We start from the raw sequence: 13,187 nt of genomic DNA, 5'->3' as shown, positions 1-13,187 counted from the left end.
TGAATAAACCATTTTAAGCCTGTCTATTATTAGGCTTAGCCGTTAACGTGCAGCCGTTGGTGTTTCAAATTGAATCAGTAAATTTCCATGGCGATCTAGCAATTTCAGGGTTTTACCATAGACCTGATAATGCGTCACTTTATTTAGGGCTTCATGAAATTTCTGATCTAAGTTGTTGTTATTTAAGCAAGCCATTCGCGTGGTTGCCAATTGCCCCAATTGTAGGGTGTCACGTCCTGCGACATAACTACCGCTGAGTCGGTTACAACTATCTGAACCTGTGACTGTTTGTGTGGCGGCATCAAAGTTTAAATATGGCAAGTTTTGGCGGTTTGCTTCTGTTTTTAACATGCTGTTGCCCAATTGCGTAGCAGTCCATGTACGTTGTACTAAGTTGGCTTGATTGATTGCGCTAATTTGGCTTGCACTCGTTTGAGTTGGCATAGTTTCACATCCTGATAAAGCAATCATTGCACCCAATAAGGTGATCCCGAAGTATTTTTTTAGCATGGAATGATCTCTAATTTTTTGAAATTGTTGCTATCTAAACAAATTATGCGCCGTGGCTCTAGTTAAATTTGTATGTTTGCTGCAACTTTTTCCAAGATATGGTGTGGTTTTTTCTCTGAATTGATTGTATCTGCGCAAAATGACCAAAATAGGTCAGGGCAGCACTTTGTTCTGATAAGTCGGATGCGAATAAGGCGTGCTGATGTTTGCTGAAGAATCGAGCTGCACGCCTTGTCGAATGAGCGCGGAAAAGTCTTGGCTGTGGATATCTTTTAAGTTTTCCACACGTGGGTTAATGTGGGCACGTTGATACCAAGTTTGCATATCCCAACGATGATCCAGCGCATGCAAATCATATAAATAATTGGGTAAATAACCCGAAGCAAACAGACGATAGTCGGCAGGGAAACGTTTTTGAGATACTGCCTGAATCATGTCAAACAGCAGCGTGGTGCAATTACTGGTCAACGTATTATACCAATGCGCTTTGGCGGCTAAAGCATCGGCTTTATGCAGATATTCCTGAAACAGTGCTTGTGCTTCTTGTGGATTGAGCTGGATCGGGAAAAAATAAACTTGCTCACCCCGAATATTGCTGCGGGTGTAGATGATATCTTTTTCATCGGCAGCGACAAGGCTGAGTTCATATTGCCGAAAGAAGCCACCAATCGCAGAAAACTCTTCGTGTTTTTCTTTGCGAATTTCAATGGAAAAGGTGAGTGGCGCTTGATCGGCAAAGTCAAAACTGACTAAGGTATGCGCAATTTTTGGCCCCATCCAGTAAGAGGTGATGATATTCACCCCCGTAATCTGTTTCAGGTTAAATTGGCGGGTTTCCCAACGTTCGGTATAGCGACCATCGGCATGCCAGTCAAAATTGCGGACATTGTGCAGCGTGACCTGATCTTGTACTTGTTCATAATGCAGCATACGGGCTACTTCAGGGTTCCAGTCACGGTCTTGCTTGGCATCCATCCCAAAATACCAAAACAGCCCCAAGGTAAAACCCAAAAGATAAACCAAAATATCCTGATTGCGACTGAGCAAATGCTGAGTGATATAAATGCCCAAAATGCTGAGGGTGAAGGCTAGCCAAGTCCCAATCAGCACACGGCTCATTAACCAACCCAAAGGCTGATGAATCCACAAGGCCATACTGAGCCAAATAGAAGAAAGAACGACACCTAAACTGAAGATGAAATGCAGCATCCGCCATTCCTGAGGCAAAGTTAAATTCCGTTTAAGTCATCATAATCAAATATTGCCAAGGCTGTCAGCATTATTTTTGATAGCGGGCAAACTCAAAGGCAATCCCTGATTTTTCATCGACATGCTGTTCTGAGGCCACTTTTTTAAACTCGGCAGGAATGGCAGGATAATGCGCATCTCCCTGAACATCTAGTTCAATATGCGTCAGTTCCAAACGGTCAGCAATCGGCATAGTTTGGCTAAAAATTTCACCACCACCAATAATAAATAAAGTGTTTGGTTTTTCTGAGGCTTGAACATCGGCAACGGCTTGTTGCAAGGCATCTTCAATGCTATGCGCCACTTTTGTGCCTTCAAATGCCCAGTTTGGGTCGCGGGTAATCACCCAATTGACACGTTTAGGCAGGGTGCGTCCCATCGACTCCAAGGTTTTGCGTCCCATAATCACCACGCCACCTTGGGTGATTTCTTTGAAGTGTTTTAAGTCTGCCGAAATATGCCACGGCAATTGGTTACCCTGACCAATGCAGCGTTGTTGATCCATAGCGACTACGTGTACAACTTCTAAATTTTGAAATGACATAATTAGGCTCGTATTTTCTTAGTCTGCCAAGCATCTTTTGGGGACGTTGGGGCAATTTAAATGTTGAGATGATAAATCTAGCAACAGGCAATTAAACAGCGACAGGTGCTTTAATTGCAGGATGTGACTCATAGCCTACAATTTCAATATCTTCAAATTTAAAATCGAAAATATCTTTGATTTCAGGATTGAGTTTTAACTGACATAACGCCAGTGGTTCACGGCTTAGCTGTAACTGTGCCTGTTCAAAGTGGTTGGCATATAAATGCGTATCGCCACCTGTCCAGACAAAATCTCCGACTTCTAAATCACAGACTTGCGCGATCATGTGGGTTAGTAAAGCATAGCTGGCAATATTAAAAGGCACGCCTAAAAACACATCGGCACTGCGTTGATATAGCTGGCATGAGAGTTTGCCGTTGTGCACAAAAAACTGGAATAAAGTATGGCAAGGCGGTAAAGCAACTTGACCTGCTTCTTTCGGGTTCCAGCCTGACACGATTAAACGACGTGAATTTGGATTGGTTTTAATTTCATTGATTAACCATGCAATTTGGTCAAAACCATCTTGCTCATACAGACCATCGGCTTTTTGTGTTGCACCAAAATTACGCCATTGATGTCCGTACACTGGGCCAAGTTCACCTTCAGGACGACCAAAGCGCGCGGTTTGTTCTGCGGTAGACCATTCATCCCAAATACTGACTTTATGTTCTTGTAGATATTTGACGTTGGTATCGCCTTTTAAAAACCATAACAGCTCAATTACGATAGAACGGAAATGTACTTTTTTGGTAGTCAGCAGTGGAAAACCTTGTGCAAGGTTAAAACGCATTTGGTGCCCAAACACTGAACGTGTGCCTGTTCCGGTACGGTCACCTTTGTCGCCACCATGGTCAAGAATATGTTGGAGTAGGTCTAAATACTGGCGCATAGCGTTCTCTGGTCAAGCAAAAGAAATATTTTTTGTTTGGGCAATTCGATGCCCAGTAAATCAGAAAGAATAATAGCAGAGTTTTTAAAGTTGTGACTTTATTGTGTGTCGGAAGCGTGATGTTGATGCAGTAAAGCCAACGGCGAAAACAGGCAAATAGCCAAAGCGGTAAAGCCAATGCCTTGAGCGCCCGACAGTAAAATTTCACCGTGTTGAATCTGCATGAAAATTATTGCGAGTAACAACGCCAGTGGAATCCAAGTCAATAGTCGTGCCAACCAACCTGTGGGATGTTGTGCAGTAAAATGAATTTTGCAGTAACGACAAATTAAAAAAACAATACCTGTGGCCAGAAACATTAAAATCGCATCGAGCTTTAAGGGTTCTAAGAAGTATACCGCTGCAGTGACCAGCGCGATCACCATCAGCAGGGCAATTTTCTTTGTGACCGCAACCTGTGGGTTAAACCAAAATTCAAGCATGTGAGATATTGATGTCTGAAAAGTGTAAGTAATAGATAGCACTGTAGCATAAAAAAGGCGAAGATTGACTTCGCCTGAATGGATGAAACCTGCATTTAAATGGGTAGTAGCTTAGCTGTTTTTTTGCGGCCCCCAATCATAAATTTTCTTTTGATAGGCATACCACATCATCCAGAAACCGACCAAAATCATTGGTAAGCTCAGGAATTGTCCCTTACTCATCCATGCAATAAAGAGCTGACCATGATCGGGTTCGCGGAAAAATTCGACAACAAAGCGCGCCAAACCATAACCAATCAGGAATAGGGCAGACACTGCCATGCGTGGACGTGGCTTTGAACTAAACCACCACAGTACAATAAACAGGATTAGACCTTCACATAAGGCTTGATACAATTGCGATGGATGACGTACCAATTGTAAAGGATCGGTCGGGAAAATCATCCCCAAAGCAAAATTCGGATCGGTCACAGGGCGACCATATAATTCACCACCAATAAAGTTACCAATACGACCAAACATTAGACCTGTAGGTACACATGGGGCAATAAAATCCAAAGTTTGAAACCACGTCATTTTGTATTTTTTACACCAGAACAGCATGGCTAAAATCACGCCCAGAAAGCCGCCATGGAAACTCATGCCGCCTGTCCAGACTTGGAATAACCACAGTGGATTTTCCAAAAATTGTTCAAAGCCGTAGAAAAACACATAACCGACACGTCCACCAATCACCACGCCCAAAGCGCCGTAAAAAATCAGGTCGGAAACCATGTCTGGTGTCCAGCCACGTTGTTTGGCACGGTAAGTTGCCAAACCCCATGCAAATAAAAATGCCAGTAAATACATCAAGCCATACCAATGGACTTGTAAAGGCCCGAGCGAAATAGCAACGGGGTCAATATTTGGATAGGTGAGCATTCCTGTTCCTTGTGATTCTGTTTTGCACAGATTTTAGCTGAATGTGATGAAAAATGTTGTACATTCAATGTGTAAAGATCAAGAGTTTAAATTATGTGTATTGTGGCATTGGCTTGGCAGGTCTTGACAGACACACCACTGTGTTTGATTTCAAATCGAGATGAGTTCTATCGGCGTCCGACAGCAGCACTGGCAGCATGGTCTGATAGTCCAATTGTTGCAGGGCAAGATTTAGAATCGGGCGGTACGTGGATGGGCATTACCCCATCGGGACGCTGGGCTGTGATTACCAATTATCGTGATGCGAATGATGTTCGTGAATATCCAACTTCACGTGGGCATATTATTCAGGCTTTTTTAGAATCTGAGCAAACGCCTATCCGTTTTGCGCAAGCCTTAGAAAAACAGCAATGTGAATATGCAGGTTTTAATTTATTTGTGGGTGACACCACTCAAGCGGTGTACATGAGTAACCGTGGAGAAGCGCCGCAGGTTTTAGCTAAAGGCGTTTATGTGGTGTCGAATGGATTGATGAGTGACCCTTGGGAGAAAACTGCACGCTTACGCAAACGCTTTACGCAGGAGTTTTTACCGATGCTGCAATTGCCTGATCTTGCAACGGCAGAGCTAAATGCTGCGGCGTGGGATATTTTGCAAGATGAACGCAAAGTTGCATCTGAATTGTTACCGCAAACAGGGATTTCATTGGAGATGGAAGCGTTGTTGTCATCGACTTTTATTCAAAGTCCACTTTACGGTACACGTTGTTCCAATTTTTTACGTATGCAGGCGCAGCAATTTACATGGCTGGAAAAAACACAATATGGTGAGCAAAAGGGAGATATTGTGCAGCAACAGTTGAACATTGAGGCATAAAAAATGCCGACGTGATGTCGGCATTTTTAATTTATGGATGTTATCCAGCAATTGCTTTGCCGTCTTTACGGGTGATGACAACCGTTGCTGAACGAGGACGTGCAGTTTTATTGTTCATGTCAGTTTGTGTTGCAGGCCAATGGCTGCTTGGCGCATCAAAACTCTTTGAATCTTCACCTGGGTGCTGAACGTTAATAAAGATTGCTTTGTAGTCAGGTGTCATGGTTACACCTGTAATTTCACATTCTTTTGGCCCAACAAGGAAGCGACGTAAGTTTTTATCGGTGACTTGAGCACCAGCAATTGTACTTTGATCACCAACAGTTTTTACAACACCGCCATCACCAACTTGACCAGGTAGTGCTGCTAACATCATACAGTTTGTAACATCTGTATATGCGCCATCATCTGTTTGAATCCAAAGAACACCACGTGGGTCAAACCACATACCATCTGGACTTGAGAAGTCGTTTGCATCGCTTAAATTAGAAAGGTTAATTGTCGGATCCATACTTGCTTCAGCACCAAATAGATAGATATCCCATTCAAATGATGTTGCTGCAGTATTCTCTTCTTTAAAGCGGATAATATGACCATTGACGTTACCTTTACCACCTTCAGGATCGGTGTAGTTACGTGGGTTTGCAGGATCTGTTGCATAGCTTGAACCACGGTTCGAGTTATTGGTTAAAGTCACGTACACTTCACCATTTTCAGGGTTTACAGCAACCCATTCTGGACGATCCATTTTTGTAGCTCCTACAGCATCTGCTGCAAGACGAGCAAAAGTAAGGACATCCGCTTGTGAGCTAAATGGGTAAATAGCGTTTGTTTCGGTTAAGCCATTTTTACCATAAGCCAGTTCAATCCACTCTCCTGTGCCTGATGCATTAAATTTAGCGACATAGAATTTCCCTGAATTCATATATTTGTCGCCAGCTCGATAGCCACCATTCACATCTTTAGGATCCCATGTTGCATCTGATACAAATTTGTAGATGTACTCACCGCGCGAGTCATCGCCCATATAGAATGCAAATTTTTGCCCTTCAATTGCGCGGCTGGCGCGACAGTCTTCGTGAGCAAAACGACCTAATGCAGTACGTTTTACTGGGTTTGAGCGGCTATCGAATGGATCAATTTCTACAATCCAGCCAAATGTATTTGGCGCATTACGATAGTCTTGAGTTGCAGACTCTTTGGTTACGTTAGCAGCCCAACGATCATACATGTCTTGAGATTCAAAACCAGCTTCTGCTGTTTCCCAACCATAGCGTGAAGATTTATTCAAATACACGATGCGATCTTGCTCATCGCGTTCTGGAATTTTTTTACCATCAGCATCTAAAATATAAATGATGTTGTTTTTCGCATCACGTTTAACACTACCGTCTGCATTTTTTTCAGTTTGATAAGAGATCTCTAAGCCTAAACCATAGCGTTTAAGTGCTATTTTTTCAGCTTCACTACGGGCTGAGTATTGGTCTGTACCTGAGCGTTGGAAATAACCAATAAAATTTTCTTCAGCAGTTAAATAAGTGCCCCATGGTGTATAACCATTACCACAGTTATTTTGTGTGCCTCGAGTTTGACGACCAGCGGGAGAGAATGCTGTGTGCAGTAATGGAGAACCAGCTACAGGCCCTGCAAAATCCATGACAGTCGAAGCTGTAATACGACGGTTAAATGGTGATGACTTCACAATCTCTACAGCTTGAGTTTCAGCATTTTTCTTAATATGAACGACTGAAACACCGTGTGCATTTACTTCACGAATCACTTCATCTTCTGGGCGACGTCCATCCTTTTTAGTTGCGCCTTTTGGATGTAAGAAGGTTTGGTTGATATATTCGTGGTTCAAAACCAATAAGCCATGATCTGATGCATTTTCATCATAACGACCAGTTTTAGTACTTAAGCCAAAATAGCTCATGCCATCGTGACAGTCACCAGAGCGGAATTGGAAACTTGGGCCAGATGGAACATCTGCATCTGCATTCCAATTGCTATAAGAAGGATTGATTGAGTCACCTAAAGCATATAATACAGTTGCTTGGTAACCTTCAGGAACAGTAACAATATCATTTAAATTTTTATCTACAGCTTTAAATGTTAATGTTTCAGGCTTGGTATTGGGTTCTTCTTTACTTGTTGGTGGTGTTGCATTTGTATCTTCATCATCATCACTACATGCAGATAAAGAAGAAGCTAAAGCTAAAGCTGCTGCACCGCTTGCAGTTTTTTTAATTAAACTGCGACGGCTCATGCGTTGTTCTAGAATGTCACGAAAGTGCGTATTGTCTGAAGTGTTATTATCTAACTCTTGATCTTCATTGTAAGGCATAAAATCAGTCATTTTTTTTCCTAGCAAATTGCTTAGTCGTTTGAAAGTTATATGTAAATTAGTGGCTAAACATGACATGCGGGTTAAGCTTATGTGTCAAACTGATTAAATCCGTTCAGTTGTGATCTACACGCACAAAAAAAAGAAGCAACCATGTGCTTCTTTTTAAAATTCAATATTTTAGATTAGCTGTGACTGACTCGGCGCTTCTCAATTAATTTGCCAAAAAACAAACCAATTTCAAACAGCATCCACATCGGAATGGCAAGCATGATCATCGATAAAGCGTCTGGCGGTGTGACAAACATGGCCACAAAAAAACAGCCAACAATAATAAAGCGACGTTTTTCAACCAAAGTTTGCGTAGACACGACACCAATCATAATCAGCAAAAGTGTGACAATTGGAATCTCAAAGGTAAAACCAAAAACCAAAAACAGCTTCAAACAAAACGTAAGATAGCTATTAATGTCGGTCATCGGGGCGACTGTTTCAGGGGAAACGCTAATGAAAAAGTGCAGAATGGATGGCAAGGCGACAAAGTAAGCAAAGCTAATTCCGATATAGAACAAGCAAATACTGCCGATCAGCAAAGGCAGCGCCAAACTTTTTTCTTTTTCATATAACGCTGGTTTTACGAATGCCCAAATCTGATACAAAATAAATGGCATCGCAATGAACAGCGCGACAAAAAAGTTTAGTTTAAACGGCGCCATAAAGGTTGCGGTAACATCAGTCGCAATCATGGTTGATGTATGTGGCAACTGTGCACGTAATGGTTCCGACAATACTTGATAAGTTTTATTGGCAAAGGGCAATAAACAGAAGAATAAGGCAAGAATAAGCCCTACAATTTTAAAAAGATGATTACGCAGCACCATCAAGTGCTTGGTAATTGGCATTTCTTCTAATGCGGCTTGCTCTGCCTTCACAGGCAAATGTGAAAGCTCAGAAGCGTTTGATTGGCTCATACTGCAACCTTCATTTCAGTATAGGGCGCTGTAGTATGTTGTAGCGCAGATAAATTTGAATGTGATGTCATTTTAGTTTTAGGGAGTAACACCGCAGAGGTTTTTTCAGTATTTAAAACCAAGGTGTAATGATGCTGTTGTAAGGTATTTTTTGATACGGCATGCGGGGAATGTGTGCTTTTTGCAGTTATATCTTCAAATATTTTTTCTTGCTGCATTTCATGCATTTGTGCTTGCATCTTTGCTTCAAGTTCCTGAATACGCGCCATTTCTTGCTGCATTTGCTCGCGTAATTCAGATAAACGCAATTCGCGGTCAATGTCATTTTGAACATTACTGACCATACGTTTAATTTTAGCGTACCACTTGCCGACAAAACGCGCTGCTTCAGGGAGTTTTTCAGGACCCAGCACCAATAATGCAATGATGCCGAAAATCAGCAGTTCCGTCATTCCAATATTGAGCATAATCTCAAACCCTCAGCCTTAATGCTTTACAGTCGAATTTACATCACTGCTATTGGCTTGATGTTCAATCGTACGAGGTTCTTTCAGTTGCGCCGCTTCTGCCTCATCATCTTTTATTGATTTTTTAAAATCTTTGACCGCGCCACCTACATCTTTACCTAAGTTTTTAAGCTTAGATGTACCAAATAATAAAATGACCACAATTGCAAAAATCAGCACGTGCCAAATAGATAATCCTGCCATGATTTAGACCTCTCAATAGTTGAGCCTATCTCAACAGGTCTGTATGACAATGCGGTGACGAATGTGTTGCGATTTGACGACAAGGGATGTTTGACCTGATTTGTAAAGCTTGAAAATAAAACAGCCCGTGTTTGAAAACGGGCTGTAAGATCAATCACATCTGTTAAATCTAAGCTTGTAAACTTGCTTTAAACAGTTGCATCGCCTGACCACGGTGACTGATTTTATTCTTTTCTGCTTTCGACATTTCTGCGCTCGACACTCCCAATTCAGGCAACCAAAAGAGCGGGTCATAGCCAAAACCATTTTCACCACGAGCTTCTGCTAAAATCTCGCCTTTCCAAATACCTTGGAAAATTTGTGGTAATGGATCATCGGCATGTTCAACCAAAGCCAAAACACAAACAAACATACCTTCAATTGCTGCGCCGTCTTGACGTAGTGGTTTGAGTTTATTCAAAAGTTTTTCATTGTTGGCTGCATCATTGCCATGTTCGCCTGCAAAACGTGCAGAATAAATCCCCGGTGCGCCGCCTAAAATAGGCACACATAAACCAGAGTCATCTGCAATGGCAGGCTTTCCTGAAATTTTTGCGGCATGGCGTGCTTTTAAAATGGCATTTTCAACAAAGCTCAAACCATCTTCAACAGCATCTTCAATATTTAGTTGACCTTGCGGAATCACTTGCACAGGCAAGTCTAATTGCGCAAACAGGGTTTCAAATTCTGCAATTTTTCCCTTGTTATTGCTTGCTAAAACCAAAGTACCTTGAGCACGCCAATCAGTTGCAGCCATAATTCAGATCTTAATTTAAAATAATCTTGGATATTTTAACGGATTTTGCAGACTTAAAAGTTTAATCTTAGATAGATTTGTTTTAATACATACCAATTATGCTGAGATATAAAAAATAGGGGAATCATGACGAGCAAAATTTCAGAGATCTACCGTTATTCGAGTCAGCACCGTACATTATTGCAGCAAAGTGAGCGTTGTGGCTGTTTTTACTGTCTGGAAACTTTTGCTTATAGCGAAATTGAAGATTGGTGTGATGATGAGCAAACCGCAATTTGTCCGCATTGTGGTATAGATGCGGTATTAGGTTCTGCTGCAGTAGAAGAATTCAGCCCTGAACTGCTACAGGCCATGCAGGCAGTTTATTTCGGATAAAACAAAAAGCACCCGAAGGTGCTTTGAGATCACTTCAAACGTAGTTAAATTTATTGCGCTTGAATCCATTGGTCTGCGCGGTCACGTGCTTGACGAATTTGTTCTTGAGTTAAGTTAGCTGCCAAAGCGGTTTTCTTACCTTCAGACAAAGAAATTACTTTATTGTCGAGCATGCCATCACGGGTAGATAACTCATACCACTGATACGCACCCATATAGTTTTTCTTTTGTTCTTCCATCATGGCAAGGTTAAAGCTGGCACGGTTATCACCACGGCTAGCCGCCTTTTCAAAATATTGACGTGCTAAGACTTCGTCTTTTTTCGTGCCAATACCATCTGCCAACATACGACCTACATTTAATTGCGCAGCCGATAAACCTTGATCTGCCGCAGCTTTGTACCAAGCAAACGCTTGACGGCTGTCTTGTTGAACGTCTTTACCTTGTTGATATTTTGTCGCTAAGTAAAATTGTGCGCCTGCCTGACCTGCTTTGGCTGCTTTAATCAAGCCATTAATATCCATGGTTGAATATTGAGCCGCTTGGCTCGCTACAGAAGATGATGGTGAAACATAATCTGCATGGGCTTGAATGCTCAACAGTCCAACCAATAGCGTGGTGCTTAATAATAGTTTTTTCATAGAGCGCTCACTCGATAAATTGCGACTTCACCAAACAAATTAGGCAGATGCTTACTGAGTAAACTATCTTGTTGATTCCCATTCACGGCAAGTCGGTTAATGATGCGAATATTATTTTCGGCACAAAGTGCCTCAAAATCACGAAACGTACACAAATGAATATTTGGGGTGTTGTACCACATATAAGGTAATGCATCTGAAACAGGCATTTTCCCTTTTAAGGCAAGAAAAGAGCGAGTCTTCCAATGCGCAAAGTTCGGAAAGGTAATAATTGCCTGTTTACCCACACGTACCATATCTCTTAATAATACGTCAGGTGCATCTACTGCTTGCAAGGCTTGTGCCATGACCACATAGTCAAAAGACTGGTCTGCAAAACGGCTAAGCCCCAAATTCAAGTCTTGTTGGATGATATTTAACCCGCGACTGATCGCAATTGCAATCTTTTCTTGATCAATTTCTAATCCGTATGCACGAATATTATGCTGTTTGCTCATGTGTGCCAACAGTTCACCATCGCCACAACCCAAATCGAGTACTTTAGAATTGGGTTTAATCCACTTTTCGGCAAGTTGCTGATCAAGACGCATTACACGGCCTCCTGTGGGGTTGCTTGAAGATGTTCTGTTCCGCCCAAGAATGCACGCATGGCTTTCACGTACAGTGGAATTGGGAACAAGAACGAGTCGTGTCCTTGTTCGGCATCAATATCTAAATAGCTGACAGGTTTATGATTGCTAATTAAGGCATCCACAATTTCCTGCGAACGCTCAGGGCTAAAGCGCCAGTCGGTGGTAAATGACACCACTAAAAACTTGCATTTTGTATTCGCCATGGCTTTTTGTAAGGATTGCTCGTATTCACGTGCAGGATCAAAATAATCCAGTGCCTTGGTCATAATTAAATAGGTATTGGCATCAAAATTACGGCTAAATTGTTCGCCCTGATAGCGCAAATAGCTTTCGACCTGAAATTCGACATCAAAACCATACATAAACTTGCCAGATTTTAAGTCACGACCAAATTTCTGTTTCATGGCTTCTTCAGATAAATAGGTGATGTGTCCGACCATGCGTGCCAAAATCAATCCACGTTTTGGATAGCTGTCATGTTCCAAATAACGCCCATGATGAAAATCTGGGTCAGATAAAATGGACTGACGTGCGACTTCGTTAAAGGCAATATTTTGTGCAGACAGTTTTGGTGCACTGGCAATAATCACGCATTTTTTCAGACGGTCAGGATAATCTACCGACCACTGCAAGGCCTGCATACCACCCAAAGAGCCGCCAATAATCGAATACCAGACCTCAATGCCTAAACGATCAGACAGCATGGCTTGGGTTTTTACCCAATCTCGCACCGTAACTAACGGGAAGTCTGGGCCATAAGGACGGTTGTCATTTTCAGGGTTAGGCGATGTGGGGCCAGTAGAACCATTACAGCCGCCAATATTGTTTAGCGCCACCACAAAGAAACGACTGGTATCAATGGCTTTTCCAGGGCCAATACAGGCATCCCACCAGCCTGCTTTTTTATCGTCGGCATGATGATAACCTGCAGCGTGATGATGCCCTGATAGTGCGTGACAGATTAGAATCGCATTGGATTTATCGGCATTGAGTGTGCCATAAGTTTCGACCATGAGTTCAAAGCGGGGCAGAACACGACCACATTCGAGTTCTAAAGGTTCTTCAAATTGGAATTTTTTTGGAACAACAATGCCTACTGAGTCAGCTGGAAAAGACACGGGAATAATTCGCCTTAAATCCTGAGGATGAATAAACAAAAGGATACCACTTGGGGTATCCTTTTCAAAATGCTTTTACATGTTA

At 42.1% G+C, this 13,187-nt stretch carries 16 protein-coding genes; 2 read left to right on the top strand and 14 right to left on the bottom strand.

From position 1 onward, the window contains the following. Positions 1 to 42 precede the first annotated feature (42 nt). From FTT78_RS07680 to lgt, 6 genes are all read right to left on the bottom strand, one after another. Positions 43 to 510, bottom strand: coding sequence for an META domain-containing protein (locus FTT78_RS07680; RefSeq protein WP_004974787.1), 468 nt, complete (start codon positions 508 to 510; stop codon positions 43 to 45). Positions 511 to 663: 153 nt separating this feature from the next. Continuing rightward, positions 664 to 1,719 (bottom strand): DUF4105 domain-containing protein, encoded by a 1,056-nt coding sequence (locus FTT78_RS07675; protein WP_180044017.1) that lies wholly within the window; start codon positions 1,717 to 1,719, stop codon positions 664 to 666. A 70-nt stretch (positions 1,720 to 1,789) separates the two neighbouring features. Then, positions 1,790 to 2,302 (bottom strand): dihydrofolate reductase, encoded by a 513-nt coding sequence (locus FTT78_RS07670; protein ID WP_004974792.1) that lies wholly within the window; start codon positions 2,300 to 2,302, stop codon positions 1,790 to 1,792. Positions 2,303 to 2,393: 91 nt separating this feature from the next. After that, positions 2,394 to 3,236, bottom strand: coding sequence for a thymidylate synthase (gene thyA, locus FTT78_RS07665; protein WP_004974795.1), 843 nt, complete (start codon positions 3,234 to 3,236; stop codon positions 2,394 to 2,396). 98 nt (positions 3,237 to 3,334) lie between these two features. After that, positions 3,335 to 3,718 carry an AzlD domain-containing protein gene (locus tag FTT78_RS07660; RefSeq protein ID WP_004974797.1) on the bottom strand — a complete coding sequence of 128 codons (384 nt, stop codon included), beginning with the start codon at positions 3,716 to 3,718 and terminating at the stop codon, positions 3,335 to 3,337. A 111-nt stretch (positions 3,719 to 3,829) separates the two neighbouring features. Then, positions 3,830 to 4,639: a prolipoprotein diacylglyceryl transferase gene (gene lgt, locus FTT78_RS07655; RefSeq protein WP_096901379.1), complete on the bottom strand. Its 810-nt coding sequence runs from the start codon at positions 4,637 to 4,639 to the stop codon at positions 3,830 to 3,832. A 93-nt stretch (positions 4,640 to 4,732) separates the two neighbouring features. Between lgt and FTT78_RS07650 the strand changes: the two genes are divergently transcribed. Continuing rightward, positions 4,733 to 5,515, top strand: a complete 783-nt coding sequence (locus FTT78_RS07650) for an NRDE family protein (RefSeq protein ID WP_004974805.1) — start codon at positions 4,733 to 4,735, stop codon at positions 5,513 to 5,515. Between the two features lie 40 nt (positions 5,516 to 5,555). Here the strand turns inward: FTT78_RS07650 and FTT78_RS07645 are convergent, their stop codons facing one another. From FTT78_RS07645 to rdgB, 5 genes are all read right to left on the bottom strand, one after another. Next, entirely contained in the window at positions 5,556 to 7,871 is a 2,316-nt protein-coding gene (locus FTT78_RS07645) for a PhoX family phosphatase (RefSeq protein ID WP_179995935.1), read from the bottom strand. A gap of 173 nt (positions 7,872 to 8,044) precedes the next feature. Further along, a complete protein-coding gene (gene tatC, locus FTT78_RS07640; protein ID WP_004974811.1) occupies positions 8,045 to 8,830 on the bottom strand; it encodes a twin-arginine translocase subunit TatC in 786 nt (261 codons plus the stop codon). Next, positions 8,827 to 9,297, bottom strand: coding sequence for a Sec-independent protein translocase protein TatB (tatB, locus tag FTT78_RS07635; protein WP_167846331.1), 471 nt, complete (start codon positions 9,295 to 9,297; stop codon positions 8,827 to 8,829). The genes tatC and tatB overlap by 4 nt, the downstream gene beginning before the upstream one ends. A gap of 18 nt (positions 9,298 to 9,315) precedes the next feature. Further along, positions 9,316 to 9,540, bottom strand: a complete 225-nt coding sequence (gene tatA / locus FTT78_RS07630; RefSeq protein ID WP_004974820.1) for a Sec-independent protein translocase subunit TatA — start codon at positions 9,538 to 9,540, stop codon at positions 9,316 to 9,318. Between the two features lie 169 nt (positions 9,541 to 9,709). Then, positions 9,710 to 10,336, bottom strand: a complete 627-nt coding sequence (rdgB, locus tag FTT78_RS07625; RefSeq protein ID WP_004974822.1) for an RdgB/HAM1 family non-canonical purine NTP pyrophosphatase — start codon at positions 10,334 to 10,336, stop codon at positions 9,710 to 9,712. Between the two features lie 126 nt (positions 10,337 to 10,462). Here rdgB and FTT78_RS07620 point away from each other — a divergent pair, with 126 nt between their 5' ends. Further along, entirely contained in the window at positions 10,463 to 10,711 is a 249-nt protein-coding gene (locus FTT78_RS07620) for a cytoplasmic protein (RefSeq protein WP_180044015.1), read from the top strand. A gap of 50 nt (positions 10,712 to 10,761) precedes the next feature. Here the strand turns inward: FTT78_RS07620 and FTT78_RS07615 are convergent, their stop codons facing one another. The 3 genes from FTT78_RS07615 to FTT78_RS07605 are packed head-to-tail and all read right to left on the bottom strand — an operon-like array spanning position 10,762 to position 13,102. Next, the gene (locus FTT78_RS07615) at positions 10,762 to 11,352 is read right to left on the bottom strand and encodes a tetratricopeptide repeat protein (protein ID WP_070153255.1); all 591 of its coding nucleotides are present in this window, start codon (positions 11,350 to 11,352) and stop codon (positions 10,762 to 10,764) included. Beyond that, positions 11,349 to 11,942 (bottom strand): methionine biosynthesis protein MetW, encoded by a 594-nt coding sequence (gene metW / locus FTT78_RS07610; RefSeq protein WP_004974832.1) that lies wholly within the window; start codon positions 11,940 to 11,942, stop codon positions 11,349 to 11,351. Before metW ends, FTT78_RS07615 begins: the two co-directional genes overlap by 4 nt. Continuing rightward, positions 11,942 to 13,102 carry a homoserine O-acetyltransferase gene (locus tag FTT78_RS07605; protein WP_180044013.1) on the bottom strand — a complete coding sequence of 387 codons (1,161 nt, stop codon included), beginning with the start codon at positions 13,100 to 13,102 and terminating at the stop codon, positions 11,942 to 11,944. Before FTT78_RS07605 ends, metW begins: the two co-directional genes overlap by 1 nt. Between the last annotated feature and the right edge of the window lie 85 nt (positions 13,103 to 13,187).

The sequence above is a fragment of the Acinetobacter sp. YH01011 genome (genome assembly GCF_013420785.1).
GTDB lineage: Bacteria > Pseudomonadota > Gammaproteobacteria > Pseudomonadales > Moraxellaceae > Acinetobacter > Acinetobacter towneri.
The sequence above is the reverse complement of the archived record's forward strand: the minus strand, read 5'-3'. Positions and strand labels throughout refer to the sequence as shown.

Bases quoted from the DNA above. Each gene is read 5' to 3' on its own strand.
- FTT78_RS07650 (WP_004974805.1), top strand. From the start codon at position 4,733: ATGTGTATTGTGGCATTGGCTTGGCAGGTCTTGACAGACACACCACTG.
- FTT78_RS07675 (WP_180044017.1), bottom strand. From the start codon at position 1,719: ATGCTGCATTTCATCTTCAGTTTAGGTGTCGTTCTTTCTTCTATTTGG.
- metW (WP_004974832.1), bottom strand. From the start codon at position 11,942: ATGCGTCTTGATCAGCAACTTGCCGAAAAGTGGATTAAACCCAATTCT.
- FTT78_RS07615 (WP_070153255.1), bottom strand. From the start codon at position 11,352: ATGAAAAAACTATTATTAAGCACCACGCTATTGGTTGGACTGTTGAGC.
- tatA (WP_004974820.1), bottom strand. From the start codon at position 9,540: ATGGCAGGATTATCTATTTGGCACGTGCTGATTTTTGCAATTGTGGTC.
- FTT78_RS07645 (WP_179995935.1), bottom strand. From the start codon at position 7,871: ATGACTGATTTTATGCCTTACAATGAAGATCAAGAGTTAGATAATAAC.
- FTT78_RS07680 (WP_004974787.1), bottom strand. From the start codon at position 510: ATGCTAAAAAAATACTTCGGGATCACCTTATTGGGTGCAATGATTGCT.
- tatC (WP_004974811.1), bottom strand. From the start codon at position 8,830: ATGAGCCAATCAAACGCTTCTGAGCTTTCACATTTGCCTGTGAAGGCA.
- FTT78_RS07620 (WP_180044015.1), top strand. From the start codon at position 10,463: ATGACGAGCAAAATTTCAGAGATCTACCGTTATTCGAGTCAGCACCGT.
- FTT78_RS07670 (WP_004974792.1), bottom strand. From the start codon at position 2,302: ATGTCATTTCAAAATTTAGAAGTTGTACACGTAGTCGCTATGGATCAA.
- FTT78_RS07660 (WP_004974797.1), bottom strand. From the start codon at position 3,718: ATGCTTGAATTTTGGTTTAACCCACAGGTTGCGGTCACAAAGAAAATT.
- rdgB (WP_004974822.1), bottom strand. From the start codon at position 10,336: ATGGCTGCAACTGATTGGCGTGCTCAAGGTACTTTGGTTTTAGCAAGC.
- lgt (WP_096901379.1), bottom strand. From the start codon at position 4,639: ATGCTCACCTATCCAAATATTGACCCCGTTGCTATTTCGCTCGGGCCT.
- tatB (WP_167846331.1), bottom strand. From the start codon at position 9,297: ATGCTCAATATTGGAATGACGGAACTGCTGATTTTCGGCATCATTGCA.
- thyA (WP_004974795.1), bottom strand. From the start codon at position 3,236: ATGCGCCAGTATTTAGACCTACTCCAACATATTCTTGACCATGGTGGC.